The following is a 25,884-nucleotide window of genomic DNA, read 5'->3' as shown; positions in this document are numbered from 1 at the left end:
TGCTTTATTAATCATTACCCTCTTCCCTCGCTTTATCGTACGTTTACCCTCTGGTTGCTATGCAAAAATATACCCTGTTGCTGTTAAGCCTGGTGCTCCTGGCGCCTTTAGGCATCGATCTCTATTTACCCACGCTGCCGCAGATCGCAGAAGGTCTGTCAACACCGGTGACGCTGATACAAACAACGATCCCCCTTTTCCTGCTGATAATGGGACTGGGTCAGCTGGTGAGCGGCCCGCTGGTCGATAACTATGGGCGTAAACCTATTGCGCTGCTGGGCCTGACGCTCTACATAGCGGGCAGCGCCATTGCGGCCACCGCCACCTCCTTCCCGCTGTTCCTGCTGGCCCGCGTCGTACAGGGCTGTGCAGTATGTTGTAGTGCCGTCGTTGCGTTCAGCGGCGTACGCGACCGGTTAAGTGGTGATGATGCCGCCCGGGCTTATGGCTTTCTGAATGGCGCACTGAATATCGTGCCCGCACTGGCACCGTTGCTGGGTGGACTGCTGGCCAGCGCCTTTGACTGGCGCGCGCCCTTCTGGTTCCTGTGTACTTATGCCGCCGTCGTGATGCTGATGGTCATTATCTGGCTGCCGGAAACCCGTCCGGCCGATACGCTGCGTGTAAAAGGGCTTCCCGTTAATCAGTATGCCGCCATTTTACGTCAGCCGCGCTTTCTGGCCTTTGCCTTCGCGAATGCGGGCGCACTGGGCATGGTGCTGACGTATGTTTCGCTGGCCCCCCACATTCTGATGACCGAGGGCGGCCTGTCGCCTCTGGCATTCTCTTTTGCCTTTGGCGCGAATGGCTTTTGGATCATGCTGGTGAGCGTGGTGGTAAACAAGGCGATTCGTAAGGCGGGCAGGCCATTTTGCCTGGCGATGGGTTGCCTGACCATGCTACTGGGTGCTGGCCTGCTGCTGGCCGGTATGACACTGCTGCCTGACAGCCTGCAGTCACACTGGGCGCTGTATATGTTCCCTGTCGCCGTAGCCGTAGCCGGACTGGCCTTCACCGTCGGCCCGGCCACCAGCTATGCGCTGGAACCTTACCAACAGCAGGCTGGTGTCGCATCGGCGTTACAGGGTTTTATTCAGATGGCAGGCGGTGCAGCGGGGAGTTTGCTTATTGTCGCCCTGCCACTGGCAGAGAAAATGTCGCTGGCGTTGATGATGCTGCTGGGTGCAGCGCTGGCGTTCCTCGCCTGGCGCTGCAGTAAAAACATGCACAGCCGGATTACAGCGATTAAATAACGTTTACCGGAACGCGTGGAGCCAGGGCACACATCAGCTCATAACCTACCGTTCCGGCCGCTTTTGCTACCTGATCGATTTTGACATTGTTTCCCCACAGCTCGACAGGTGAACCAATGCCCGCCTGTGGGCAGGGTGTTAAATCAACGGTAATCATATCCATCGACACCGCACCCACGACCTGCGTCAGCACGCCATCAACAAAAACCGGCGTCCCGTTGGGCGCATGGCGAGGATAACCGTCGGCATAGCCACAGGCGACAACACCTATTCGCTGCGGCTGGGATGCCCGGTAGCGATAGCCATAACCCACGCCATCTCCGGCCTGAAGCTGCTGCACACCAATGATTTCACTGGACAGGGTCATCACCGGCTGAAGTCCACTGCTGGCCACGTCCTGCCAGTCACCACTGGGTGACGCACCATACAAAATGATCCCCGGTCGCACCCAGTCCCGGTGCGCCTCAGGATGCCACAACGTACAGGCCGAATTGGACAGCGAGACCGGGCTGTCCAGCCCTTCGGTGGCGTCGGCGATTCGCTGTAGCGGTGCCACAATGCCGTCGGGATTCTCGGCATCAGCGAAATGCGCCATCAACGTAATATCCCCGACGTTTTCCAGCGCACGCAGTTTATGCCAGATGCCATTTACCTGTTCAGGGCGAAAGCCCAGTCGGTTCATACCGCTGTTTATCTTCAGGTAAATATCGACAGGCGCCGAGAGCGTCGCATTGGCCAGGGCATGAATCTGCCAGTTGCTGTGCACGCTGGTCGTCAGACGGTAACGATCGATTAAGGTCAGATCGTCAGGGTGAAAAAAGCCTTCAAGCAGCAGGATGGGTTTCTTCCACCCCTGCTCCCGCAGCAGAATGGCTTCTTCCATATTCAGTAACGCGAAGCCATCGGTGCTGGACAGACTTTCCCACACGCGGGCAATGCCATGGCCGTAGGCATTGGCTTTCACCACAGACCAGACACGTGATGCGGGGGCCGCACGACGCACAATGGCCAGGTTATGTCGCAACGCCTGTTGATTGATGGTTGCGACAATTGGACGTGACATACTTCCTCTCCCTGAAGGCTTAACGTGTAGCGTTAACGTTACGAAGCGGTGATCGGCTGGCCGCAAAACCAGGCAAATAACGGAAGACCGTGAGATCGTCCGATGCAATCGCAGGCGACGTGCCGGAAATGACGTCAGCCAGTAACTGACCGGAGCCACAGGCCATTGTCCAGCCCAGTGTGCCGTGTCCGGTATTCAGATAAAGATTGGACAGCGGCGTCGCCCCGACAACCGGCGTACCGTCTGGCGTCATAGGACGCAGGCCTGTCCAGAAACTGGCCTGGCTGACATCACCCCCTTCAGGATAAAGATCTGTAACCACCATCTCCAGCGTTTCGCGACGCGCTTCAGACAGTTTGGTGTTAAAACCCACAATTTCTGCCATACCGCCGACTCGAATACGGTTATCAAAACGTGTGACGGCCACTTTGTAGGTTTCGTCCAGGATGGTGGAGACGGGTGCCGCATCGGCATTCGTCACCGGAATCGTTAAGGAATAGCCTTTCAGAGGGTAGACCGGGATATCCACAATATTTTTCATCAACGCGGTGGACCAGGAGCCCAGCGCAACGACGTAGCTGTCGGCTTTAATCACCTCATCGCCGCACTTCACACCGTAAATCCGGTTACCGTCGCGCAGCAGCTGATCGATGGGTGTATTGAAGCGGAAGACCACACCGGCTTCCTCGGCCATTTTGGCCAGACGCTGGGTAAAAAGCTGGCAGTCGCCGGTTTCATCATTTGGTAAACGCAGACCGCCGGTAAGTTTATGCTGCGTCGCCGCAAGGGCAGGCTCAACGCTGGCCAGCTGATGCGACTCCAGTAATTCATAGGGCACGCCGGCCTCGCGCAGAACGGCAATGTCTTTGCTTGCGCTCTCGAATTGCTGTTGCGTACGGAATAGCTGGAGCGTGCCGCCCTGTCGGCCTTCATAGGCAATGCCCGTTTCGGCGCGGAGGGCCTTCAGGCAATCGCGGCTGTATTCAGCAAGCCGGACCATGCGACTTTTATTCTGCTGGTAGTGCTGCATGTCACAGTTACGCAGCATATGCCACATCCACTCAAGCTGAAAGCGGCTGCCATCCAGCCGGATGGCCAGAGGCGCATGACGCTGAAACATCCATTTCATCGCCTTAAGCGGCACACCGGGTGCAGCCCAGGGCGCCGCATAGCCTGGCGAGATCTGCCCGGCATTTGCCGCGCTGGTTTCCATGGCGGGTTGAGGCTGACGATCGATCACGGTGACCTGATGGCCGGCGCGCGCCAGATACCACGCGCTGGTTACGCCCACAACGCCACTACCAAGAATAACTAAGTGCATAAGTCCCCCGCGAAAATAAAAAGCATAATCCACTATTCACCGGTTAACATTCAGAGTGATCACAAAGTGGAAACATCCTTTACACAATCCATCCATTTCACCTCTTTTTGCGCCTACAGGTAACTAAAATCATTTCACGCCCTCAAATTCAGAGAATTATGCGTCCTTTATTAAAAAATCAGGCATAAATGACACCAGTTCTGGTTAATTATGCCTTTCACAGGAGAATCCTTCATAATCTCCCCCTCTGAAAAAAGTCAGCATTTAATGCTGAAAAGTGACAGATATTCAGTGTGTAGAGCTATTTAATCCCAGCACGGTAAACCTGAAATGATTTTTCTGCCAAAGAATTCGTTTGAGTTCCCGGATCGGATAAGCGACAGTGAACTATCATTGATCTGTTCACTCAGTTTTTTTGGGTTCCTTTCTCAGGAAGAGCCTTAAATAAATCGTAACGGACAACGCGTCAGGGTGAGTCCGTTCGCCAAAACAGAGGTGCGCTATGACAACAATCTTTGACGATTCCATCATGGACAGCAAACGACTCAGCGACGGGCCCGACTGGACATTCGAGTTACTGGATGTCTATCTCGCTGAAATCGACCGCGTAGCGAAACACTACGGTCTGGATACCTACCCGCACCAAATTGAAGTGATTACCTCCGAGCAGATGATGGACGCCTACTCCAGCGTCGGTATGCCCATCAACTATTCGCACTGGTCGTTTGGCAAAAAATTTATTGAGACTGAGCAACGTTACAAGCATGGGCAGCAGGGTCTGGCTTATGAGATCGTGATTAACTCTAACCCCTGCATCGCCTATCTGATGGAAGAGAACACCATGACCATGCAGGCGCTGGTTATGGCGCACGCCTGCTATGGGCATAATTCCTTTTTTAAAAATAACTACCTCTTCCGCAGCTGGACCGATGCCAGTTCGATTGTGGATTACCTGTTATTTGCCAGAAATTACATTGCCGACTGCGAAGAGCGCTATGGCGTTGAAGAAGTGGAGCGCCTGCTCGATTCATGTCACGCCCTGATGAATTACGGTGTGGACCGCTATAAGCGCCCGCAAAAAATTTCCCTGCAGGAAGAGAAGGCCAGGCAAAAAAGCCGCGAAGAGTATCTGCAAAGCCAGGTCAATACCTTATGGCGCACCTTACCGCGGCGTGAAAAAGAAGCCGCGCATTTTGAAGCGGCGCGCTACCCTTCTGAACCGCAGGAAAACCTGCTCTACTTTATGGAAAAGAACGCGCCGCTGCTGGAGCCGTGGCAGCGTGAAATTCTGCGCATTGTGCGTAAGGTGAGCCAGTATTTTTACCCGCAGAAACAAACTCAGGTGATGAATGAAGGCTGGGCGACCTTCTGGCATTACACCATCCTGAATCACCTCTATGATGAAGGCAAAGTGTCAGAACGCTTTATGATGGAGTTCCTGCACAGCCATACCAACGTAATCTATCAACCGCCCTACAACAGCCAGTGGTACAGCGGTATCAATCCGTATGCACTGGGCTTTGCCATGTTCCAGGATATTAAACGTATTTGTCAGTCGCCGACGGAAGAGGATCGCTACTGGTTCCCGGATATTGCCGGTTCTGACTGGCTGAAAACCCTGCATTTCGCGATGCGTGAATTTAAAGATGAAAGCTTTATCAGTCAGTTCCTGTCGCCTAAGGTCATGCGTGACTTCCGGCTGTTCACTGTGCTGGACGACGACCGCAACAATTATCTGGAAATCGCCGCGATCCACGACGAGTCCGGCTATCGGGCCATTCGGCAGCAGCTTTCGGCACAGTACAACCTGAGTAATCTGGAGCCCAATATTCAGGTTTACAATGTGGACTTACGGGGTGATCGTTCCCTGACGCTGCGCTACGTGCCACAAAGCCGTGCACCACTCGATAAGAGCCGTCGGGAGGTGCTTAAGCACGTGCACCGCCTGTGGGGCTTTGATGTGATTCTGGAACAGCAGAATGAAGATGGCAGCGTCGAACTGCTGGATCGCAATCCGCCGCGCAATGTTCCCCTCTAAAACAGGCATAAAAAAACCGGACGCGCAGTCCGGTTTTTTTTAGCGCTTAGCGCCTAAGTCGTTCGGCATACTCTTTTGCATCGAATGCCAGATATCTCCACTCTGGCGTCCGTAGTGCCGGACACACTCCACGATTTCATCCTGAGTGGGCTGTTTGTCACACAGGTCGAGCAGTGTCAGATAAAACTCGCGGGCGACTTTACGGGCTTCCGGATTGGAGAAATAGTGCCGCCCAACGCGCGTATACAGTCCTTTCAACCCATTCAGGATCAGGCCATAAATCGGATTGCCCGAGGCGAACGCCAGGCCGCGAAACACCCGATAATCGAGTTCCGTATAGCTGTCCACCTGATCGTCGGTTTGCGCGACGGCCTGCAGCACCTCACGCGCCTTCTCAGGATAGTGGCGCAGCGCGCGGCTGATAAAGATAGAAGAAATATTGGTGCGCACCGACAACAGGTTATCGATCAAAGCCGGTACACTATCGTGGTCCAGGCGCGCCAGGGTTTCCAGAATGTTCAGACCCGACGTTTCCCAGAAATCGTTAACGCGCGTGGGCTTGCCATGCTGAATGGTTAACCAGCCGTCTCGCGCCAGGCGTTGTAACACTTCACGTAACGTTGTACGCGTTACGCCAATCAGTTCAGAAAGCTCACGTTCGGCAGGAAGGATCGATCCGGGTGGAAAACGGCTGTTCCAGATGCTTTCAATAATATACTCTTCAGCAAATCCGGCTGGACTCTGCGCCTTAATAACCATAACTGTGTGTTCTCATTGCTTTCTGGATCGTAATGGGCACTCATCATACCAGAGCGCCTATAGCGGATATAGCCTTGTCAACGATTAAAAATGCGGTTCAGCACAAAAATAAGACAGATTACCGTGCTGCGCCATACGTGCGAGGATGCCTTAGGTTAAGCCCTGAAAACCGCCTCGGGCAGCAGCGCGTTGATGAATAATCCGCCGAATGAGGCAGAAGGTGTCAGCCGCATTCGCAAACAAACAAAGAATTAATCTGGATCAGGGCCAGGTTAGGTTTGCACACGATTTTTTCTTACCACAGGATGGCGCGCCGCGTCTTTTGGTTTACACTGCGGGGCATTAACGTTTACAGGGAATGCACTATGTTGCGATATTTAAACCAATGTTCGCGGGGTCGCGGTGCCTGGTTATTATTGGCCCTTTCCGCTCTGGCGTTGGAACTGACAGCATTATGGTTTCAGCATGGTCTGGGCTATAAACCCTGCGTCATGTGTATTTACGTGCGTTGCGCGCTTTTTGGCGTGATGGGCGCAGGCATCCTTGGCTTCCTGATGCCACGTTCGCCGGTTCGACTGGTGGCGATTGTGTTATGGATATACAGCGCATGGGAAGGCCTGCGCCTTTCTTACGAACACACCATGATCCTGCTGCATCCGAATCCCTTTGTAACCTGTGACTTTGCCGCCCGCTTCCCCGCCTGGTTGCCGCTGGATAAATGGTTGCCATCGGTATTTGTCGCCAGCGGCGATTGTTCGGAACAGGCCTGGCGCTTCTTATCACTCGCCATGCCACAGTGGATGATCGGCATCTTCGCGGCTTATCTGCTGGTGGGTGTGCTGGTGTTGCTTGCTCAGCCGTTTAAACCTAAACGCCGCGACTTATTCGGTCGTTAATCCGTTAAAAGGCTGCCAGGGGCAGCCTTTATCGTCAGGACTTAGCCATTCCGGTCAGGGCGATCGATAATATGATCTTCCCAGTCGCGCACTTCACTTTCCCGCACTGCAATGTAACGTACAGAAATTCGCTGCGCATGCATCGCATTTTTTGAGCCCGTCAGCAGCGGATGCCAGGCAGGCAGCGGCTTCCCCTCGCCCAGTAAACGGTAGGCACAGGTGCGCGGTAACCAGTCAAAGGTGGTCAGATTTTCGCGCGTCAGCTTGATACAGTCTTCTTCATATTCAAAGCGACGCGCATAGTTACGGCACTGGCAGGTTTTGATGTTGAGCTGATTACAGGCGACATTGGTGAAATAAATTTCATCCGTGTCCGCGTCCTGAAGTTTGTTCAGACAACACTGACCACAACCATCACACAAGGATTCCCATTCCTCATCGCTCATTTGTGCCAGGCGTTTGTGTTGCCAGAAAGGGGTTTCAGTCATGATGATTGTCCAGATTTAGCGTAAACCGCACCTTATAAAGCGATCAGCACGCTGATGCAAGTTTTACAGCACGCGCGTACTGATTCCGTGACCGGCAAAGGAGACTTCCAGCGTGTCGCCTGACCGCATTGGGCCCACCCCTTCTGGCGTACCGGTCAAAATGACGTCGCCAGCATGTAGCGTAAAATACTGACTCATATGGGCAATCAGCGGCAGGATTTTGTGAATCATATCTGACGTATTGCCATCCTGACGGACTTCCCCGTTTACCACCAGCTTCAGATCGGTATTCTGGGGATCGCCCGCAAACTCCGCGACCGGTATGAAACCTGACAGCGGACAGGCGTTATCAAACGCTTTTGCTTTTTCCCAGGGTTGTCCGGCTTTTTTTAAGCCCGCCTGCAGATCGCGCAGCGTCAAATCCAGCGCCACACCATAACCGGCAATGGCTTTCGCCACGTGCGCTTCGCTGGCCTGTTTTAGCGTGGTGCCGATCAACACCGCCAGCTCGACTTCATGATGCACTTCACCAAAGGCATCAGGAATGGATAAAGGCTGCCGCAGATCGCACAAGGCCGAAGCCGGTTTAATAAAGATAACCGGTTCGGTCGGCGTCGCACTGCCCATTTCTTTAATGTGTTTCGCATAGTTGCTGCCCACGCAAACCACTTTGCTGACGGGATAATCTAACAAAGCGCCTTGCCAGTTACGATGCTGATACATGCTAATCCCCTGTTTCATGATGCCGGACGGTCAGTCTTCGACGATTAAAAAGCATACAGGGCAGCACCGCACAGCGCTCCCCTGCGTAGCCATTGCGATGATTTAACCTGACAGATGCGCAGGAATTGTCAACCTGCCCGCCAGGCTATTTGTGCGTCAGTACAGGAAAACGCGGTGCGGCAGGTTACCGGGAAGGGGAAAACAGCAGCGCTGCACAATTAATATTCAGCGCGGATGCAAAATATAAATTTGCTGTTCACTGCCGCACATCAATAATATTAACGGAACAATCCGAGTTAATCTTTTTTGTCCGCCTCAAGATGGGTTTTTAACAAACTTTCAATCGGCGGAGGAATTTGCAAATAATATCCCTGCTCGCTTAACCCCTGCTTAACTTTATTGATGTCGGCGTTGGCCAGCTTGTCGCGTTGGGCAAGGTTAATCACCATGGCCAACTGCGGTTTACCAAAGCCTTTCAACAGCGCGTCAGGCACGCGCGAAAAATCGTCTTTTTTTTCAACATAAAGATAAGTCTGGTCACGGACGGGACTTCTGTAGATCACACAAAACATATTTTTTACTCGAATTAACCCGCGCTGAGGCTTGTTTGAATATAGCGCTAACTATAACATGCTTGCAGTACTTCGAATATTCGCCGATCGCGCTTTAACGATGCTTTTATCATCGCTTAGCACAGGGTAGTAAAACAGGACTGAGTCGGGACAGATGCCGCAATCGCCAATCGAATTTAAGGGAAGCAGTTTTACCTTGTCTGTTGTTCATTTGCATCACCATGAGCCAGAGGTGATCCGCAAAGCGCTTCAGGACAAAATTGACCAGGCACCCGATTTCCTGAAAAACGCACCAGTGGTGCTGAATGTTGCGGCACTCAATGCCGCCGTAAACTGGAAACAGATGCTGCAGGCGGTAAGCGCTACGGGACTGCGTATTGTCGGTGTCAGTGGCTGCAAAGACGAGGCGTTGAAAAAGCTGATCGCCCGTGCCGGTCTGCCGGTGCTGGCAGAGGGGAAAGAGAGCCAGAAACGTGAGGAGCCAAAACCTGAACTCAAACTGGTTGCTGCGGAACCTCTGGCCGCGAAGACACGCATCGTCAATACACCGGTCCGTTCAGGCCAGCAAATCTATGCCCGTAATGCGGATTTGATTGTGACCAGTAGCGTCAGTGCCGGTGCAGAACTGGTCGCTGACGGCAATATCCATATTTACGGCATGATGCGTGGTCGGGCGCTGGCAGGCGCCAGCGGCGACAGAGAATGCCAGATTTTTTGTACCAACCTGTCCGCAGAGTTGGTTTCTATCGCCGGGGAGTACTGGATTATGGATCAGATCCCCGAAGAATATTTTGCTAAAGCAGCGCGGCTTTGCCTTCAGGATGGCGCGCTGACTATCCAGACACTTAATTAGGCCCCTTTTCTTTCGTTAAGGAAATCAATATTTATGGCACGCATTATTGTAGTTACATCCGGTAAAGGGGGCGTTGGTAAGACCACGTCAAGCGCGGCCATCGCCACCGGTTTAGCGCAGAAAGGCAAGAAAACGGTTGTCATCGACTTTGATATCGGCCTGCGTAACCTTGATTTGATCATGGGCTGCGAGCGCCGGGTTGTTTATGATTTCGTGAATGTTATTCAGGGTGATGCCACGCTGAATCAGGCCCTGATCCGCGACAAGCGCACTGAGCAGCTGTATATTTTGCCTGCCTCACAAACCCGTGACAAAGACGCGCTGACCCGCGAAGGCGTCGAGAAAGTCCTGAATGATCTTGCGGAGATGGAGTTCGATTTTATTGTTTGTGACTCCCCTGCGGGCATTGAAACCGGTGCGTTAATGGCGCTCTATTTTGCCGATGAAGCCATCATCACTACCAACCCGGAAGTCTCTTCGGTTCGCGACTCTGACCGTATTCTCGGTATCATTTCGTCCAAATCACGCCGTGCGGAAACCAGCCAGGAGCCGGTTAAAGAGCATCTGCTGCTGACCCGCTATAACCCGGGTCGTGTTAACCGTGGCGATATGCTGAGCATGGAAGATGTGCTGGAAATCCTGCGCATACCGCTGGTCGGCGTCATCCCGGAAGACCAGTCTGTGCTGCGTGCCTCAAACCAGGGTGAACCCGTGATTCTGGACGCGGAGTCCGATGCGGGTAAAGCCTATGCCGATACCGTTGAACGGTTGCTCGGTGAAGTTCGCCCCTTCCGCTTTATTGAAGAAGAGAAGAAGGGTTTCCTGAAACGCCTGTTCGGGGGATAAACCATGGCATTACTCGATTTCTTTTTATCCCGGAAGAAGAACACTGCCAACATAGCCAAGGAACGGCTGCAGATTATTGTGGCAGAACGGAGAAGGGGCGACAGTGAGCCCCACTATCTTCCGCAACTCAAGCGCGACATTCTGGACGTGATTTGCAAGTACGTGAAGATTGATCCGGACATGGTGACAGTTCAGCTTGATCAGAAAGGAGATGATATCTCGATTCTGGAACTGAACGTCACCTTACCTGAAACGGAAGACGTAACGAAATGACGCGTCTGGTTTCCTGAGATTCCCCTGCGCAGTAGCAGGGGAATTTTTTTATATCTCGGCAAGTATCTCGCTAATGCCGGGTTTCAGAAGCGCACCGCGCCAGCCTGCCAGCAGTTCGGGCTCACGGTTCTGTGGCTTTAATCCCCAGTGCTGACTCAACACCTGATTAATCTGTCGACGTGATGCCAGCAGTTCCTGGCTTAATCCGCTCTGTTCACTGACCTGCTGTACCAGTGCTTTAATCGCTTTAAAAGCCCGTTTGTAATGCACGTGATCCACCAGATTCGCTAACGGCGGCGGTAACGCACTGTCCTCCAGCGCGGCGGCTTCAGCAACCCGCGCCAGCATTGCCCTGCCGTGGAAACGGATCTCGTGACCGGACAGGCCCAGATGGTCTAACTCCCCTTGCGAGCCCGGCATAAAGCGCGCCACTTTCCACAGGTTTTCTTCACGCACCACAAAATTGACCGCCATGTCTTTTTCGCGGGCAACGTTAAGCCGCCATGCCGCCAGGCGCTGCAGCGCGGCCAGTTGACGCGGACGCAGTTGCCAGGCGTTGGTGATGTCCCGCCATGCGTCCTCGGGATCAAGCACATCTAAACGGCGCTGACACAGGTTTTCACATTCGCTCAGTGCCGCCGTCACGTTCCCCACCTGCTCCACCTGCGCCATCAGCTGATGCGCAATGGGCAGCAGGTAATGCACATCCGCTGCGGCGTACTGACACTGCCGCTCAGTCAGCGGACGGGCCAGCCAGTCGGTCCGGGCTTCACTTTTGTCTAATTCCACCTGAGTGAAATGCGCCACCATTGAGGCAAAACCCCAGGAAAGTGGCTGACCGCTGAACGCCGCCAGAATCTGTGTATCGATCATGGGCTGTGGCAGTACCCCAAAGCGGTGCAGGAACACTTCCAGATCTTCCCCCCCGGCGTGCAAAAATTTGGTCACGCGGGTATCCGTTAAGAGCGCAATAAACGGTGACCAGTCACGGACAGGTAACGGATCGATCAGGACTAACTGCTCGCCATCAAACAGCTGGATTAACCCCAGCTGAGGATAGTAGGTCCGGGTACGGACAAATTCGGTATCCAGGGCGACAGCCGTATGCTGGCGTGCTTTTTGACACACCTCGGCCAGGTGATCATCGTTATCGATCAGAGAATAGTTCACGTTCAGTTTCCACCGCAGCTGACAACGTGCGGTGCTCCATGTTAAAAGCAATAAAAACGCCGGACAGTGCCGGCGTTCAACCTGAATCCTGACGGCGAATCAGCTTGCGCTGGTTTTCACCTCGTCGCGCAGTTCACGACGCAGAATTTTTCCTACATTCGTTTTAGGCAGTTCATCACGAAACTCAACAATCCTGGGCACTTTGTAGCCTGTCAGTTGACGGCGACAATGGTCCAGCAGCTCTTCTTTGGTCAGCGACTGATCTTTCTTGACCACACAAACCTTCACCGCTTCACCGGACAACTCACTCGGCACACCAATGGCTGCCGCTTCACGCACTTTCGTATGCTGCATCAGGACATCTTCTATCTCATTAGGATAGACGTTGAAGCCCGAAACCAGAATCATATCCTTTTTGCGGTCAACGATGCGGATAAATCCTTCGTGATCAACGGTAACAATATCGCCGCTGTGGAGCCAGCCATTTTTCAGGACCTCTGCCGTGGCCTCCGGATGCTGCCAGTAACCCAGCATTACCTGCGGCCCACGAATGCATAATTCGCCGGGCTCACCAGTGGGGACTTCATTACCGTTTTCATCCAGAATAATGACATCCGTTGAGGGAACCGGCAAACCAATACTGCCGGTGTGGCAGTTAATGTCGTAGGGATTAACCGACACCAGTGGGGAACATTCCGTCAGCCCATAGCCTTCCAGCAGATAGTGCCCGGTCAGTTTTTCCCAACGTTCCGCCACTGCTTTTTGCACCGCCATCCCCCCGCCCGCGGACAGACGTAACGTCGAGAAGTCAAGTTTGTTAAAATTATCGTCGTTGAGTAAGGCATTGAACAGCGTGTTCACGCCGGTTATCGCCGTGAAAGGATACTTCGCCATTTCTTTCACAAAAGCGGGGATGTCGCGCGGATTGGTGATCAATACGTTTTGCCCACCCAGTTCCACGAACAGCAAGCCGTTCACGGTCAGCGCAAAGATATGGTAGAGCGGCAAGGCCGTCACGACGCACTCTTTGCCGTCGCGGAGTAACTTGCCATACGTCGCCTTGGTCTGCTCAAGGTTTGCCTGCATGTTTCGGTGCGTCAGCATCGCACCTTTCGCGACGCCGGTCGTCCCGCCCGTGTATTGCAGGAATGCCAAATCATCATTACTGACCTGTGGACGTCGATACGGCATTGACGCGCCCGTTTCCAGCACATGGCGAAACGATATCGCCCCCGGCAAATGATACTTGGGCACCAGCCGCTTCACATACTTCACCACAAAATTCACCAGCGTGGCTTTTACCGGTGCCAGTTGATCCCCCATCCGGGTCAGCACCACATGTTTGACCGCCGTATCAGCGACGACTTTTTCCAGCGTATGTGCAAAGTTCGACACGATGACGATCGCACTGGCACCGCTGTCATTTAGCTGATGCTTCAGTTCACGCGGGGTATAAAGCGGATTGACGTTAACCACGACCATGCCGGCCCGGAGCACACCAAACAGCGCGACCGGGTATTGCAGCAGGTTCGGCATCATGAGCGCGACGCGCGCGCCCGGTTGTAACCTGAGTTCGTGTTGCAAATATGCCGCAAACGCCCGGCTTTTCTCGTCCAGTTGGCGGTAGGTCATTTTTTGACCCATGTTGTAAAATGCGGGCTGTCCGGCGTAACGCACGACAGCCTGCTCAAATAAATCGACCAGAGACGTATAACGATCAGCATTAATTTCGGCAGGGACGTCTGCCGGGTAGCGTTTCAGCCAAACCTTATTCAAGGATTCACCCCGATAATCTTGTTGTGTACTCATCGCCGCCTCAACAATCGTATTTGTTAACAATATTTTAACTGATTGTACCAGTTTGCTCTTATTGGCATGTTGAGGTTGCGAAGCCCATCACTAAATTTCGTGTTGGTTAACGATGCAAATAAAAAGCCCGGTTGCGAGCACCGCGACCGGGCCTGATCAAAACGGATGTCACACTATTGCGTGAGGATGGTCTCGACCTGAGCCGGACCGGGGTTGTACATGCCCCAGTAAGGATTTGGACCCCAGTAACCACCACGATGGCGCCTAGGGCCATACCAGATCCAGGGATCGAGAGGCTCTGGCGGTGACACGATCTGACGGGTCAAATGCCAGCGCTGGTAACCCCGAACATCAACGACCACAAACGAGTAGTTTGCTTCGCCGATTTTACCGGGCTCCGTTCCCTTAATCGTGCCGAGAACGGTGACGTACTGGTCTTTGACATCCGTCGGGTCAACAAAACCGGGAATGTCGGCATAGATACGCCCTACCGAGCTGGCCCCCAGCACCGGGCGCGCGCCGTCATCCAGCGGCTGGGTCGCAATTTCCAGCCGGGTTTTGCCATTGCGGTTAATTACGTTGACCACTTTACCGCCAAAGCGCGACTCCTGGCCGACATAGAGGGCCGGATTGCTCATCACCCGTAGTAAATCCTGCTGGGGCAACGCTGAGTGACCTTTAATCGTATCCGGTACGGAAACACAACCACTTAACACCAGGGCGCAGACCAACATCACACCGGCAACGCCTCTACGACACATTGACATAGACATTCTCCTGAAGGTTGATGTTTAGAGTGCCCCGATAACAATAAGTTGCGTTGCCTGTCAGCGGCCCGGCAGTTTTTTCCATGCCACTTCATTACGCAGATAGGTTGGCTCAGCCTGTTCGGGCAACACGGTTTGCCCCTGTGCTAAGGCGCGCGCCGCCAGGGGCAACATGTCCTCAGCCGCTGGCAGCAAAACGCCGCTGTCTTTGAGCTGGAGTGCATGGCCCTGCTGCAGTACCGGCCAGGCCTGCCATCCGGTGCCGGCGGTATACCACTCCCCGCTTAGCGCCTGCATGCGCTCCAACGCGGCCTCGGGCGTAAGCACGCTTTCCGTTGCTTCCCCTTGCCAGATACCGTCCTCATCGCGCTGATATTCTGCCCAGTACACTTCACCCATGCGCGCATCAATCGCGGTGAGTACCCGACAGGCACCGTGCTGACGCCAGGCGCCCTGCGCCAGCGTGGCCAGGGTGGAAATACCCGCCATCGGTAACGCCGCGCCGAGTGCCAGCCCCTGGGCAATACCAATCCCGATACGCACGCCCGTAAAACTGCCGGGCCCGCGACCAAAGGCCAGCACATCGAGTTCGGTGAGTTCCAGTTGCTGAGCCTGCAGCAGCTCGGCGACCAGCGGCAAAATGCGCTGTGTGTGATCGCGCGGCGCAATTTCAAAACGTGCGTCACACTCTTGCCCGTTGAACAATGCCGCAGAACAGGCTTCTGTCGCTGTATCCAGCGCTAAAATTCGGACCGACATATCGACCTCTGAAGATTCAAAACGGCGCGCATCTTAGCACACAATTACGCGCCAGGTTGCTGATGAATAAAGGCAATAGCTTGCGCAAGATCACGCGTGCGTGGTGTGGGCGGCAGACTGCTCAGAAAAAGTGCGCCGTAGGGCCGTGACACCAGCCGCTGGTCGCAGATGACCAGAACGCCGCGGTCGTCCGTATCACGAATCAACCGGCCCACGCCCTGTTTCAGCGTAATCACGGCATCCGGCAGTTGCACATCGCTGAAGGGATCGCCGCCGCGGATGCGGCAATCTTCCATTCGGGCCTTAAGCAGCGGATCCTCTGGCGACGTAAACGGCAGCTTATCAATAATGACCAGCGACAGCGCATCTCCCCGTACATCCACGCCTTCCCAGAAGCTGCTGGTCGCCACCAGCAAGGCATTCCCTTTATCGATAAACTCTTTGAGCAACTGTCCTTTGCTGGTTTCGCCCTGCACCAGCACCGGCAATGTCATGGAGGCCCGGAACTCGGCGGCCAGCTCACGCATCATCAGATGGGAAGTGCATAAAAAGAAGCAGCGGCCTTTGTTCGCCTCGATCAGCGGCTTCATCATTTTTGCCAGCTGACGCGCGCCACCAGGGCGATTGGGCTCAGGCAGATTGCGTGGCACACACAGCAGCGCCTGCCGCGCATAGTCAAACGGGCTGTTAAGAATCAGGTTTTTTGCCTGACTGACGCCCAGTCGCTCGGCAAAGTGGTCCATCTTTTCATCTACAGCCAGGGTGGCAGAGGTAAAAATCCAGGCCGCTTTACGGTTATCCATGACCTCGCGGAAACGTTCGGCAACCGATAAAGGCGTCAGCGCCAGCACAAAGTGACGCGATGTACATTCATACCAGTAGCTAAAGCCCGGTTCGCTGATGGCACGAATCCGTTTCAGTCGCGTGCGATAGAGCGCCGCGCGCTCAAAGGCCGCATCCAGCAGGGCAGAACGTCCAAGCGAAAGTTTGATCACGTCGTAACAGAGTTCCAGCGCATCATCCAGCAGCGTAAACATGCGCATGATGTTGTTATCGCTGAGGAGGTCGCGCAGGTTGCCGCGGTAGCCCGGTTCTCCCAGCGTCAGGCGAAAGTCCTGGGCACACTGGGCCAGACGGTCAGCGGATTTTTGCAACTGCTGAACGTCCCGCACTTCCGTGCGGTAGGCGATAATGATGTCTTTGGCGAGATCGGCTAACTGACGACTCGACAGCTGCTGACCAAAATACTGACTGGCGATATCCGGCAGTTGGTGCGCTTCATCAAAAATCATGACGTCCGCTTCAGGGATCAGTTCCCCGAATCCGCCCTCTTTTACCACCAGATCGGCCAGGAAAAGATGGTGGTTGACCACGACGACATCGGCGTCCATCGCTTTTTTACGTGCTTTAACGACAAAACAGTCTTTATAAAGGGGGCAGTCGCTGCCCAGACAGTTGTCGTTGGTGCTGGTAACCAGCGGCCAGAGCGGACTGTCTTCGGTGACGCCGGCACAGGTACTGATATCGCCATCCGGGGTTTGCGAGGCCCAGCTGCGGAGCGTGACAAAATCCGTGAGAGCCTGAACGCTCATATCGCCCCCGGTCGCGGACTGCTGCTCCATACGCTCCAAGCACAGATAGTTGGACCGGCCTTTAAGCAGCGCAGTTTTACCGGTAAACGTAAGCGCTTTCGCAATGGTGGGGAGATCGCGCGCGTAGAGCTGATCCTGCAGGGCTTTTGAGCCCGTTGACACGATCACCTTTTTCTTCGCCCGCAGCGCCGGAGCAAGATAAGCGTAGGTTTTACCGGTGCCGGTCCCCGCTTCGACGACCAGTTCACCCTGATTCTGTACCGCCTCGGTGACCGCCTGCGCCATTTCACGCTGGGCCTCACGCGGTTTAAAGCCCGCAATGCCTTTTGCCAGCGCGCCATCAATTGCAAAATCGTCTGCCACGTACCCTCTCAATTACGGCCGAAAACACTGTATATTATGTCAGCATTGCAGCCCTGAAGGAAATCACAAACGGCAGCATTCTGCATGAAGTCTGCTGACCGGATGCGTTCAGTCAGTCTGACGGGCCAGGCCGCCCGTTATCGTCACGGGCTGATGTAGAGCGCACCCGCAACCAGTATCGCCATCAGGACGACAAGCGTAAAAAAACCGTGTTTTGCGGTACGCGACATACCGACAAACGTGGCGATCACAATAAACAGCAGCGTCAGTGCCCCGAACATTACCCAAAAGAGATAGTGCGTATTGGCCATGCGTTAATCCTGATTGTTCTGAACAAGTAAGCGACGCTTTATACCACTTTTCGCTGACGGTTGCGCGACTGACGGCGACCGTCTTCTGCAAGGGATGACAATCGTACCGGGAATATGTCAGGCTAGGCGTTCAGAAAATCAGGAGAAGAAAATGAGCATTACGCGCGTTGATCCCGAACACCGTATGTCCGAAGCCGTTATTCATAACGACACCATTTATTACACCAGTGTGCCCGAAAACCTCGACGCTGATGCCGAGGCGCAAACGGCTAATGCGTTAGCGGTGATCGATGCCCTGCTAACGCGCGTAGGCAGCGACAAAAGCAAAATCCTTGACGCTACCATTTTTCTGGTCGACAAGGCGGATTTCGCCGCGATGAATCGCGCCTGGGATGCGTGGGTTTCCCCCGATAACGCCCCGGTTCGCTGTACGGTCCAGGCCGGGTTGATGAATCCGAAGTATAAAGTTGAAATAAAAATTATCGCGGCCCGCTGATCCCGAGCCCCGGGCGTCAGCCTTCATCGTCCTCTTCGAAGCGCGCCCGGATCATTTCACCTGTATGGCTTTCACGTATCTCCTGTGCCACAACGGTAATCGCTTCACCGCTGGACATCCCTTCGGCCATTAACTGTTGAATGCGCTCTACGGCGCGCTGCTGCTGATCGTGTGAGAGTGCGGGTAATCCTGTCATCATCATTTTCTCCTGTTAAGGGCTGTCATTATTTCATGGGGAACAAACAGGTGCCAGTCAGGGAAAAATATGTCAGTCTAACGGCCTTACTGATGTCAAATTTCGTGCTCAATGATCGTTCAAACTCATAACCTGTGTTATTCGCCCGACGCTATCACCCACTATTTTTCGCGCATTGCGCATTTACCCTGGGCGATGCTGCTTTCGTCCGGCCAGGCCAGTCACAGTGATAACCGTTTTGATATTTTGACGGCGGACCCGCTTACCACCCTGACAACCCGTGGCAGCATAACAGAAATTCAGCAGGGCGATCGCGTTGAAACGCGTACTGACGATCCGCTCTCCTTATTACAACAGCAGTGTGATGCGCTGGGCGCTAAGCCACCGCGTCATCCCGATTTGCCCTTTCAGGGCGGAGCGCTGGGACTGTTTGGCTATGATCTGGGGCGACGCTTTGAAACGCTGCCCGATACCGCCCTTCACGATCTGACTACGGCAGACATGGCCGTGGGCATCTATAACTGGGCACTGATTGCCGACCATCACCTCGGTAAACTCACCCTGGTCGCCCTGGACGATATCGCCTCGCGCCTTGCCTGGCTGGAAAACTGGCCCGAACGTGACGCGGCGGCGTTTTCCCTCACCAGTGACTGGCGGTCAAACCTCAGCATAGACGACTACGCGGAACGTTTTAATAAGGTACAGGCCTATATTCAGGCCGGTGACTGCTATCAGGTCAATCTGGCACAGCGCTTCAGCGCCAGCTATCAGGGGGATGAATGGCGGGCATTTTGTATGCTCAACCAGGCCAATCGCGCCCCGTTCAGCGCATTTTTGCGCCTGCCCGACAGCGCCATTCTGAGCCTGTCTCCCGAGCGCTTCCTGGCACTGGATCAGCAGGTTATCACCACCCGTCCCATCAAGGGTACGCGTCCGCGTGCGGCCGATCCTGAGGCGGATGCGGCCCAGGCTGAAAGTCTGCGCACGGCGGCGAAGGACCGCGCAGAAAACCTGATGATAGTCGACCTGCTGCGCAACGATATCGGTCGGGTCGCCGTCGCGGGCTCCGTGCACGTGCCCGAACTGTTTGTGGTCGAGCCGTTCCCGGCAGTCCATCATCTGGTCAGCACTATTCAGGCCACATTGCCGGATCATCTTCATGCCTGCGATCTGCTGCGTGCCTGTTTTCCCGGCGGCTCGATTACCGGTGCGCCTAAAATTCGCGCCATGGCGATCATTGATGAACTGGAGCCTCACCGCCGCAATGCCTGGTGCGGCAGCATTGGTTATCTCAGTGTCTGCGGCAGAATGGATACCAGCATCACCATTCGTACGCTGATTGCTGAGCGTCAGCATCTTTACTGCGCTGCGGGCGGCGGCCTGGTCGCCGACAGTGATATGGCCTCGGAATATCAGGAAACGCTGGATAAGGTCAGTCGCATTCTGCCTGCACTGGAAAAAGGAGCCTGAATGGCGCTGACGCTGGCTGATTTTCGCACCCGTTTTCTCCTGCAGCAGCCGCTGCATAACGCCCAGCCGCTGTCGGGGCGACATGCCGCTGTGTTAATCCCCGTCGTTGCCCGTCAACAGCCCGGCTTGCTGCTGACGCAACGTTCGCACGCCTTACGTAAACATGCCGGTCAGGTGGCCTTTCCCGGCGGGATGCAGGATCACGACGACAGCTCACTGGTGGCGACAGCGCTGCGAGAAGCGCAGGAGGAAGTGGGCATCGCACCCGATCGGGTTGAGGTGCTCGGCTGCCTGCCTCCGGTGACCAGCAGCACAGGTTTTCAGGTCACACCGGTGGTCGGCATTGTGCCTGCAACCCTCGAATTGCGCCTTAATCCTGACGAGGTTCAGAGCGCCTTCGAAATGCCCCTGACCGAAGCGCTTCGTCTTAGCCGCTACGCCGAACTTGACTATTATCGTGCCGGCATTCGCCACCCGGTGTGGCTTTCCCATTATCAGGGCTATCTGGTGTGGGGAATGACAGCAGGCATTATTCGTGCCCTGAGCCAGCAAATTGCATTTTAGTTGAGGGCGAGCCCATTTCTGCGTCTGAATTCAGGCTTTTGCGCCATGTCACACTATAATTTTTTCTGGTGGAGTTAATTAGTTTATTTCATGCGAAAAGCAGCACGTTTACCCTGCCTCGCCGTTTACTATTAGCGCCATTAACTGCCACGGCAGTCTGCAAGTTTTTGTGAGGAGTGTCACCCATGATTTCGGTTTTTGACATGTTTAAAGTGGGCATCGGCCCATCCAGCTCTCATACGGTCGGTCCGATGAAAGCGGGTAAACAGTTTGTAGAGTTGTTGTCTGAACAAGGCAAGCTGCATGAGGTGACACGCATTGCGGTCGATGTCTATGGTTCCCTGTCGCTGACCGGTAAAGGTCACCATACGGATATAGCGATTATTATGGGGTTAGCCGGCGAATCGCCTGACAGCGTCGATATCGACGCCATCCCCGCGTTTATTAAGGATGTGCAACAACGTGAACGCCTGCCCCTTGCCAAAGGCGCGCATGAAGTCGATTTTCCGCGTGAAGGCGGTATGGTGTTCCGTAGCGAAAATCTCTCCCTGCACGAAAATGGCCTGCGCCTGCTGGCGTTCTCCGGCGACCTGCTGGTGCTGTCTAAAACCTATTACTCTGTCGGCGGCGGTTTTATTGTCGATGAAGAGCATTTTGGTCAGTCGGCCCTGGACGAAGTCACGGTACCCTGGCCCTTCCACTCGGCCAAAGAACTGCTGGCCCACTGTCGCGAGACCGGACTTTCCCTGTCCGGGCTGGTGATGAAAAACGAGCTGGCACTGCACTCACGTGAAGAGATCAATGCGTATTTTGCGACCATCTGGCAAACCATGCAGGCCTGTATTGACCGCGGTCTGAATACTGAAGGTGTGCTGCCCGGGCCGTTGCGGGTACCGCGCCGGGCGGCGTCACTGCGGCGTTTGCTGATCTCCTCAGCCAAACACTCTAACGATCCGATGGTGGTGATTGACTGGATCAACATGTTTGCGTTGGCGGTTAATGAAGAGAACGCGGCGGGCGGTCGGGTGGTGACCGCACCGACCAACGGAGCCTGCGGTATCGTCCCCGCCGTCCTGGCTTACTATGATCACTTCATTGAACCCGTCACGCCCGACATTTTTATTCGCTATTTCCTCGCCTCCGGTGCCATTGGCATTTTGTATAAAATGAATGCCTCTATTTCCGGCGCGGAGGTCGGTTGTCAGGGGGAAGTCGGCGTTGCCTGCTCAATGGCTGCGGCAGGTCTGGCCGAACTGCTGGGCGCCAGCCCTGAGCAGGTGTGCGTGGCCGCCGAAATCGGGATGGAACATAATCTGGGTTTGACCTGCGATCCGGTTGCCGGCCAGGTTCAGGTGCCCTGTATTGAACGTAACGCAATCGCCTCGGTGAAAGCGATCAACGCGGCACGTATGGCCCTGCGCCGTACCAGCGAACCGCGTGTCTCACTGGATAAGGTCATTGAAACCATGTACGAGACCGGCAAAGACATGAACGCGAAATACCGCGAGACATCCCGGGGCGGACTGGCGATAAAAGTTCAATGTGACTAATCATTCAGCCTATTTATTTTTAAATTGCGCCCGTTAAACAGTGCATTAGCAAGTCCTGCCTGATATAAATATTAACGACGCTAAAGCGACCCGGCAGTCGCTTTAGCGCGTTCTTTACAGCCTTTCATTTTACGCACCGGTCCTAAATTTGCTCCAGGCCGTGCCGATAACAACCCAGCTATATCTATTTTTCTGGTTTTGGGAAGGTGATTCTTGATGTTCATGGCCCAGCAATATGTTGGACAGTACAGACGTAAGCGTTTGCTAATTGCTGTGGTGATTGCTTCTATTGTTCTTACGTTAACGCTGGCTTTGCGCTATTTCGAAGAAAAATCACGGATTCAGCAGCGTGCAATTAGCTTTGCCGATAACGCGATTACGCGTTTTGATCGTATGTTTTCTCCGCTGGATGTGGCAGCCAATAACACGCTGGGTTTAGTGGGCATGCCCTGTGAGGACGCGCGTTTTCCCTTAATCGAAAAGATTGCGTCCTTACAAACCGTGCGGGCGATTCTGCTGGTGAACGATGACTTACTGTACTGCTCCAGTATTTTCGGCTCGCGGGATATCACCTTTAGTCAGACCTACCCTGAACTGGCGCTTAACGATAAGCGCATGATCCTGTCTACAGATGACTATCTGCTTAAAGGTTCGCCGGTCTTATTACTCTGGACGCCAACAACGCTGGATAACCGCTCAGGCATCCTGCAGGCCATCAACATTGAACTGATGAGCAGTTATCTGCTGGAGCCGCAGTCGCCCTGGGTGGAACGCGCCATCTTTAACGTCAACGGCAAGAGCCTGGAATACGGCAATCCGCTTATTGAGTCGGCGGTCCCTTCGGAAGATGAAGTCACCTATAACGAAGCGTCACTGCGTTATCCCTACACGGTAACGCTTTATGGCCCTTCCCCATCCCGTCTGGCACTGGCCTCGTTGCCTTCTCAGTTGCCGCTGGCACTAATGCTGAGTTTGTTAATAGGCTATGTCATGTGGCTGGCAACCGCCAACCGCATGAGTCTGAGCTGGCAAATCAGCTATGGCATCACCGCCAGGGAGTTTATTGTTTACTGCCAGCCGCTCATCAATGCCCGAAACGGTCAGTGTGACGGCATTGAAATCCTGCTGCGCTGGCATAACCCGCGCCAGGGCTGGATCCCGCCCGATGTGTTTATTCCGCTGACTGAGCGCCAGAATCTGATTAAGCCTTTAACCCGTTTCGTGTTAAATCGCGTTGTCGAAGCCTTGCCGGATCTGCCTCACAGCCCGGATTTTCACATTGCTGTGAACGTCGCCGCCAGTCATTTTCGTGACCGCGCCATTCTGGAAGATCTGCAAACTATCTGGTGGCCTGCCAATCCGGTGCCAAAGCTGGTCGTCGAGCTTACCGAACGTGATGCGCTGCCGGTGGTCGATCAAACGGTCATTTCACAACTGCATGAGATTGGCGTACGGCTGGCAATTGATGATTTTGGCACAGGCCACAGTTCGCTGTCTTACCTGAAGGACCTGCAACCGGACGTGCTGAAGCTGGATAAAATCTTCACCGCCTCGATTGGCACGGATGCGATTAACGCGACCGTAACGGATATGGTAATCTCACTGGCGCAACGGCTGAATATCAGCCTGGTGGCGGAAGGCGTGGAAACCCCGGAGCAGGCTGACTATCTGCGTGACCGCGGCGTGGATCACCTGCAGGGCTACTATTTTGCCCGCCCCATGCCGCTGGAGGATTTCCCCGCGTGGCTACGGCAACATCAACTGACCAGCGACCTGTAGTGCCATGCCTGGGGCAAAAAAAACGCATCACAGTGTGATGCGTTTTGCGTTTTCCGGGGAAGTTAACCTTCTTCGTCCTCGTCATGCTGCGGATCGCGCGTCACACGAACCAGATCAATGCGGTATTCTGTCGCTTCAATAATTTGGAAGTGAAGCGGCGCGATATCAATGACGTCACCCGGCTTCGGTAATTGTCCTTTCTGAGCAATCAGCAACCCTGCCAGTGACGCATGATCGTCGTCCGGTTTCACCAACTCATGAAAATCAAGCAGCTGCTGGAGCGAGTGGAGATCGGTTCCCCCCTTCACTAACCAGCCGTCGCCGTCCATGATGATATCCGGCGTTTCGTCTTCATCCGGGAATTCACCTGCTATCGCTTCCAGCACATCCAGCGGGGTAATCAGGCCCTGTACCACACCAAACTCGTTGGTGACGATCACAAAGCTCCCTTTGGCACGACGCAGTACGCCCAGCAGGTTAATCGGATCGAGCGTTTCCGGCACCACGATAATCGGCGTGTTTGCCGCAAAGGTGGCGACATCCACACCATGATCCAGTGCGACCAGCAGCTCTTTGGCCCTGACAACGCCGATAATCTCGTCCAGTTCTCCCCGGCAGACCGGGAACAGGCTGTGCGGTGTGTCCAGCAACTGGATACGAATCTCGTCTACCGGACGACTGGCATCCACCCAGGAGATATCGCCACGCGGCGTCATGATGCTGCGAATTGAACGGGAAGCCAGCGTCAGTACGCCGTTAATCATATAGCGCTCTTCATCCTTAAAGGCTTCCTGTGGGATCGCGACGGCTATCGCCTGCTCTTCAGGGCTGGCCGGGGCCGTCTGTACCCGGTTGCGGCCCCCCATCAGGCGCAAAATGGCCTCAGCGGTACGCTCACGCATAGGACGATGCGACTGATGGCGAAGAAAGTTGCGACGCGCAATCTGGTTAAACAGCTCGATCAGGATCGAGAAACCAATCGCCGCATACAGATAGCCTTTAGGAATATGGAAGCCAAACCCTTCCGCCACCAGCGACAGACCGATCATCAGCAGGAAACTGAGACACAGGACAACGACAGTAGGATGGGCGTTAACAAATTTTGTTAACGGTTTAGAGGCCAGCAACATCACAATCATGGCGATCACCACCGCCGTCATCATGACCGGCAGGTTATTCACCATCCCCACGGCCGTAATCACCGCATCCAGTGAGAAGACTGCATCAAGTATGACGATCTGTGCCACAACGGCCCAGAAGCTGGCATAGCTGCGGTTGCCGCTGTTTTCCAGCTGACGGTTTTCCAGCCGCTCGTGCAGTTCCATCGTGGCTTTAAAGAGCAGGAAGATCCCGCCCGCCAGCAAAATAAGATCGCGTCCGGCGAAACTAAACCCGCCTACGCTAAACAGCGGGCGCGTCAGTGTGACCATCCAGGAGATCAGCGACAGCAGGCCCAGACGCATAACCAGCGCCAGCGAGAGGCCAATCAAACGCGCTTTATCGCGCTGCTTCGGCGGTAACTTATCGGCCAGGATGGCAATGAATACCAGGTTATCAATGCCGAGCACAATCTCGAGCACGATGAGCGTGAGCAATCCCGCCCAGATTGAGGGGTCGAACAGAAATTCCATTAGTGACTCCTGAAAAAGGCTGTGATTACGCTAAAACGTACCAGCGTCTGACGACGTGACGGTGAGCAAGGTGTAAAAGCAAAGAAAACGCGGTCTGGCGTAAATTGACGCGCTGAGGAGCGCAAAGACAAGGTTAAGCAACGTCGGTGACGGTCCATAAGGGTGGGCTGAAGCCCATTACTCCTGAATAATTAACAGATCGCTAATGTATCAGTTCGGTCAACAAGGTCAAAAAATTTTCTTATTTTTACATTCTGTCATCACTTCGTTTATGCGCCATTAAAACGTAATTTCACGCTTTTATGCTGTAAATAGCCAACCGACATCACAAAATTTATTTTT

General features: G+C 54.3%; 25 protein-coding genes. 11 read left to right on the top strand and 14 right to left on the bottom strand.

Annotated elements, in window-relative coordinates:
- The first annotated feature begins 59 nt into the window (after positions 1–59).
- On the top strand, positions 60–1,253 hold the full coding sequence (locus RAC60_RS00745) for a multidrug effflux MFS transporter (protein ID WP_033741891.1): 1,194 nt from the start codon (positions 60–62) through the stop codon (positions 1,251–1,253).
- On the opposite strand, the gene dadX is transcribed toward RAC60_RS00745, so the two are convergent.
- Entirely contained in the window at positions 1,246–2,316 is a 1,071-nt protein-coding gene (gene dadX, locus RAC60_RS00740; protein ID WP_006119432.1) for a catabolic alanine racemase DadX, read from the bottom strand. The two genes, RAC60_RS00745 and dadX, sit on opposite strands and share 8 nt — an antisense overlap.
- Before the next feature lie 19 nt (positions 2,317–2,335).
- Positions 2,336–3,637 (bottom strand): D-amino acid dehydrogenase, encoded by a 1,302-nt coding sequence (locus RAC60_RS00735; protein ID WP_375092442.1) that lies wholly within the window; start codon positions 3,635–3,637, stop codon positions 2,336–2,338.
- A 502-nt stretch (positions 3,638–4,139) separates the two neighbouring features.
- On the opposite strand from RAC60_RS00735, the gene RAC60_RS00730 reads away from it, so the two are divergent.
- Positions 4,140–5,675, top strand: coding sequence for a SpoVR family protein (locus RAC60_RS00730; protein WP_033741895.1), 1,536 nt, complete (start codon positions 4,140–4,142; stop codon positions 5,673–5,675).
- Positions 5,676–5,714: 39 nt separating this feature from the next.
- On the opposite strand, the gene fadR is transcribed toward RAC60_RS00730, so the two are convergent.
- The gene (gene fadR / locus RAC60_RS00725; protein ID WP_033741897.1) at positions 5,715–6,434 is read right to left on the bottom strand and encodes a fatty acid metabolism transcriptional regulator FadR; all 720 of its coding nucleotides are present in this window, start codon (positions 6,432–6,434) and stop codon (positions 5,715–5,717) included.
- A gap of 365 nt (positions 6,435–6,799) precedes the next feature.
- On the opposite strand from fadR, the gene dsbB reads away from it, so the two are divergent.
- Positions 6,800–7,330 (top strand): disulfide bond formation protein DsbB, encoded by a 531-nt coding sequence (gene dsbB, locus RAC60_RS00720; RefSeq protein WP_039343052.1) that lies wholly within the window; start codon positions 6,800–6,802, stop codon positions 7,328–7,330.
- Between the two features lie 41 nt (positions 7,331–7,371).
- Here dsbB and RAC60_RS00715 read toward each other — a convergent pair whose 3' ends face one another.
- The 3 genes from RAC60_RS00715 to RAC60_RS00705 form a co-directional block, all read right to left on the bottom strand.
- Entirely contained in the window at positions 7,372–7,818 is a 447-nt protein-coding gene (locus tag RAC60_RS00715) for a YcgN family cysteine cluster protein (RefSeq protein WP_033741898.1), read from the bottom strand.
- Between the two features lie 63 nt (positions 7,819–7,881).
- Positions 7,882–8,541 carry a fumarylacetoacetate hydrolase family protein gene (locus tag RAC60_RS00710; RefSeq protein WP_058701812.1) on the bottom strand — a complete coding sequence of 220 codons (660 nt, stop codon included), beginning with the start codon at positions 8,539–8,541 and terminating at the stop codon, positions 7,882–7,884.
- 296 nt (positions 8,542–8,837) lie between these two features.
- Positions 8,838–9,113 (bottom strand): YcgL domain-containing protein, encoded by a 276-nt coding sequence (locus tag RAC60_RS00705; RefSeq protein ID WP_006119443.1) that lies wholly within the window; start codon positions 9,111–9,113, stop codon positions 8,838–8,840.
- A 154-nt stretch (positions 9,114–9,267) separates the two neighbouring features.
- Between RAC60_RS00705 and minC the strand changes: the two genes are divergently transcribed.
- Genes minC through minE form a run of 3 tightly spaced genes read left to right on the top strand, consistent with a single transcriptional unit; the run spans position 9,268 to position 11,085 of the window.
- Positions 9,268–9,966 (top strand): septum site-determining protein MinC, encoded by a 699-nt coding sequence (gene minC / locus RAC60_RS00700; RefSeq protein ID WP_006119444.1) that lies wholly within the window; start codon positions 9,268–9,270, stop codon positions 9,964–9,966.
- Between the two features lie 33 nt (positions 9,967–9,999).
- Positions 10,000–10,812, top strand: coding sequence for a septum site-determining protein MinD (gene minD / locus RAC60_RS00695; protein ID WP_006119445.1), 813 nt, complete (start codon positions 10,000–10,002; stop codon positions 10,810–10,812).
- A 3-nt stretch (positions 10,813–10,815) separates the two neighbouring features.
- A complete protein-coding gene (gene minE / locus RAC60_RS00690) occupies positions 10,816–11,085 on the top strand; it encodes a cell division topological specificity factor MinE (protein ID WP_006119446.1) in 270 nt (89 codons plus the stop codon).
- Between the two features lie 48 nt (positions 11,086–11,133).
- On the opposite strand, the gene rnd is transcribed toward minE, so the two are convergent.
- From rnd to RAC60_RS00660, 6 genes are all read right to left on the bottom strand, one after another.
- Entirely contained in the window at positions 11,134–12,255 is a 1,122-nt protein-coding gene (rnd, locus tag RAC60_RS00685) for a ribonuclease D (RefSeq protein ID WP_033741901.1), read from the bottom strand.
- A gap of 99 nt (positions 12,256–12,354) precedes the next feature.
- Entirely contained in the window at positions 12,355–14,031 is a 1,677-nt protein-coding gene (gene fadD, locus RAC60_RS00680) for a long-chain-fatty-acid--CoA ligase FadD (RefSeq protein ID WP_152998362.1), read from the bottom strand.
- 206 nt (positions 14,032–14,237) lie between these two features.
- The gene (locus tag RAC60_RS00675; protein ID WP_375092441.1) at positions 14,238–14,831 is read right to left on the bottom strand and encodes a Slp family lipoprotein; all 594 of its coding nucleotides are present in this window, start codon (positions 14,829–14,831) and stop codon (positions 14,238–14,240) included.
- A 60-nt stretch (positions 14,832–14,891) separates the two neighbouring features.
- The gene (gene tsaB / locus RAC60_RS00670; RefSeq protein WP_058701808.1) at positions 14,892–15,590 is read right to left on the bottom strand and encodes a tRNA (adenosine(37)-N6)-threonylcarbamoyltransferase complex dimerization subunit type 1 TsaB; all 699 of its coding nucleotides are present in this window, start codon (positions 15,588–15,590) and stop codon (positions 14,892–14,894) included.
- A 44-nt stretch (positions 15,591–15,634) separates the two neighbouring features.
- On the bottom strand, positions 15,635–17,545 hold the full coding sequence (locus RAC60_RS00665) for an ATP-dependent DNA helicase (RefSeq protein ID WP_033741909.1): 1,911 nt from the start codon (positions 17,543–17,545) through the stop codon (positions 15,635–15,637).
- Positions 17,546–17,688: 143 nt separating this feature from the next.
- On the bottom strand, positions 17,689–17,856 hold the full coding sequence (locus RAC60_RS00660) for a hypothetical protein (RefSeq protein ID WP_006119453.1): 168 nt from the start codon (positions 17,854–17,856) through the stop codon (positions 17,689–17,691).
- Positions 17,857–18,007: 151 nt separating this feature from the next.
- Between RAC60_RS00660 and RAC60_RS00655 the strand changes: the two genes are divergently transcribed.
- On the top strand, positions 18,008–18,352 hold the full coding sequence (locus RAC60_RS00655; RefSeq protein WP_006119454.1) for a RidA family protein: 345 nt from the start codon (positions 18,008–18,010) through the stop codon (positions 18,350–18,352).
- Positions 18,353–18,368: 16 nt separating this feature from the next.
- Here RAC60_RS00655 and RAC60_RS00650 read toward each other — a convergent pair whose 3' ends face one another.
- A complete protein-coding gene (locus RAC60_RS00650; protein WP_006119456.1) occupies positions 18,369–18,551 on the bottom strand; it encodes a YoaH family protein in 183 nt (60 codons plus the stop codon).
- 108 nt (positions 18,552–18,659) lie between these two features.
- Here RAC60_RS00650 and pabB point away from each other — a divergent pair, with 108 nt between their 5' ends.
- The 4 genes from pabB to RAC60_RS00630 all read left to right on the top strand — a co-directional run bounded on the left by pabB (position 18,660) and on the right by RAC60_RS00630 (position 23,911).
- Positions 18,660–20,018 carry an aminodeoxychorismate synthase component 1 gene (gene pabB / locus RAC60_RS00645; protein WP_039343069.1) on the top strand — a complete coding sequence of 453 codons (1,359 nt, stop codon included), beginning with the start codon at positions 18,660–18,662 and terminating at the stop codon, positions 20,016–20,018.
- Entirely contained in the window at positions 20,019–20,582 is a 564-nt protein-coding gene (locus RAC60_RS00640; protein ID WP_006119458.1) for a CoA pyrophosphatase, read from the top strand.
- A 185-nt stretch (positions 20,583–20,767) separates the two neighbouring features.
- Entirely contained in the window at positions 20,768–22,132 is a 1,365-nt protein-coding gene (locus RAC60_RS00635; protein ID WP_033741913.1) for an L-serine ammonia-lyase, read from the top strand.
- Between the two features lie 216 nt (positions 22,133–22,348).
- Complete coding sequence (locus RAC60_RS00630; protein WP_033741915.1) at positions 22,349–23,911, top strand: EAL domain-containing protein; 1,563 nt, start codon at positions 22,349–22,351, stop codon at positions 23,909–23,911.
- Between the two features lie 62 nt (positions 23,912–23,973).
- Here RAC60_RS00630 and RAC60_RS00625 read toward each other — a convergent pair whose 3' ends face one another.
- Positions 23,974–25,542, bottom strand: a complete 1,569-nt coding sequence (locus RAC60_RS00625; protein WP_205958535.1) for a TerC family protein — start codon at positions 25,540–25,542, stop codon at positions 23,974–23,976.
- Positions 25,543–25,884: the final 342 nt, after the last annotated feature.

Origin of the sequence: Pantoea sp. BR_17 (genome assembly GCF_041955125.1) — a bacterium.
Taxonomy (GTDB): domain Bacteria; phylum Pseudomonadota; class Gammaproteobacteria; order Enterobacterales; family Enterobacteriaceae; genus Pantoea; species Pantoea stewartii.
The sequence above is the reverse complement of the archived record's forward strand: the minus strand, read 5'-3'. Positions and strand labels throughout refer to the sequence as shown.

Excerpts from the sequence above, each read along its gene's own strand:
- RAC60_RS00745 (WP_033741891.1), top strand. The coding sequence starts at position 60 with ATGCAAAAATATACCCTGTTGCTGTTAAGCCTGGTGCTCCTGGCGCCT.
- dadX (WP_006119432.1), bottom strand. The coding sequence starts at position 2,316 with ATGTCACGTCCAATTGTCGCAACCATCAATCAACAGGCGTTGCGACAT.
- RAC60_RS00735 (WP_375092442.1), bottom strand. The coding sequence starts at position 3,637 with ATGCACTTAGTTATTCTTGGTAGTGGCGTTGTGGGCGTAACCAGCGCG.
- RAC60_RS00730 (WP_033741895.1), top strand. The coding sequence starts at position 4,140 with ATGACAACAATCTTTGACGATTCCATCATGGACAGCAAACGACTCAGC.
- fadR (WP_033741897.1), bottom strand. The coding sequence starts at position 6,434 with ATGGTTATTAAGGCGCAGAGTCCAGCCGGATTTGCTGAAGAGTATATT.
- dsbB (WP_039343052.1), top strand. The coding sequence starts at position 6,800 with ATGTTGCGATATTTAAACCAATGTTCGCGGGGTCGCGGTGCCTGGTTA.
- RAC60_RS00715 (WP_033741898.1), bottom strand. The coding sequence starts at position 7,818 with ATGACTGAAACCCCTTTCTGGCAACACAAACGCCTGGCACAAATGAGC.
- RAC60_RS00710 (WP_058701812.1), bottom strand. The coding sequence starts at position 8,541 with ATGTATCAGCATCGTAACTGGCAAGGCGCTTTGTTAGATTATCCCGTC.
- RAC60_RS00705 (WP_006119443.1), bottom strand. The coding sequence starts at position 9,113 with ATGTTTTGTGTGATCTACAGAAGTCCCGTCCGTGACCAGACTTATCTT.
- minC (WP_006119444.1), top strand. The coding sequence starts at position 9,268 with ATGCCGCAATCGCCAATCGAATTTAAGGGAAGCAGTTTTACCTTGTCT.
- minD (WP_006119445.1), top strand. The coding sequence starts at position 10,000 with ATGGCACGCATTATTGTAGTTACATCCGGTAAAGGGGGCGTTGGTAAG.
- minE (WP_006119446.1), top strand. The coding sequence starts at position 10,816 with ATGGCATTACTCGATTTCTTTTTATCCCGGAAGAAGAACACTGCCAAC.
- RAC60_RS00675 (WP_375092441.1), bottom strand. The coding sequence starts at position 14,831 with ATGTCAATGTGTCGTAGAGGCGTTGCCGGTGTGATGTTGGTCTGCGCC.
- tsaB (WP_058701808.1), bottom strand. The coding sequence starts at position 15,590 with ATGTCGGTCCGAATTTTAGCGCTGGATACAGCGACAGAAGCCTGTTCT.
- RAC60_RS00660 (WP_006119453.1), bottom strand. The coding sequence starts at position 17,856 with ATGGCCAATACGCACTATCTCTTTTGGGTAATGTTCGGGGCACTGACG.
- RAC60_RS00655 (WP_006119454.1), top strand. The coding sequence starts at position 18,008 with ATGAGCATTACGCGCGTTGATCCCGAACACCGTATGTCCGAAGCCGTT.
- RAC60_RS00650 (WP_006119456.1), bottom strand. The coding sequence starts at position 18,551 with ATGATGACAGGATTACCCGCACTCTCACACGATCAGCAGCAGCGCGCC.
- pabB (WP_039343069.1), top strand. The coding sequence starts at position 18,660 with ATGATCGTTCAAACTCATAACCTGTGTTATTCGCCCGACGCTATCACC.
- RAC60_RS00640 (WP_006119458.1), top strand. The coding sequence starts at position 20,019 with ATGGCGCTGACGCTGGCTGATTTTCGCACCCGTTTTCTCCTGCAGCAG.
- RAC60_RS00635 (WP_033741913.1), top strand. The coding sequence starts at position 20,768 with ATGATTTCGGTTTTTGACATGTTTAAAGTGGGCATCGGCCCATCCAGC.
- RAC60_RS00630 (WP_033741915.1), top strand. The coding sequence starts at position 22,349 with ATGTTCATGGCCCAGCAATATGTTGGACAGTACAGACGTAAGCGTTTG.
- RAC60_RS00625 (WP_205958535.1), bottom strand. The coding sequence starts at position 25,542 with ATGGAATTTCTGTTCGACCCCTCAATCTGGGCGGGATTGCTCACGCTC.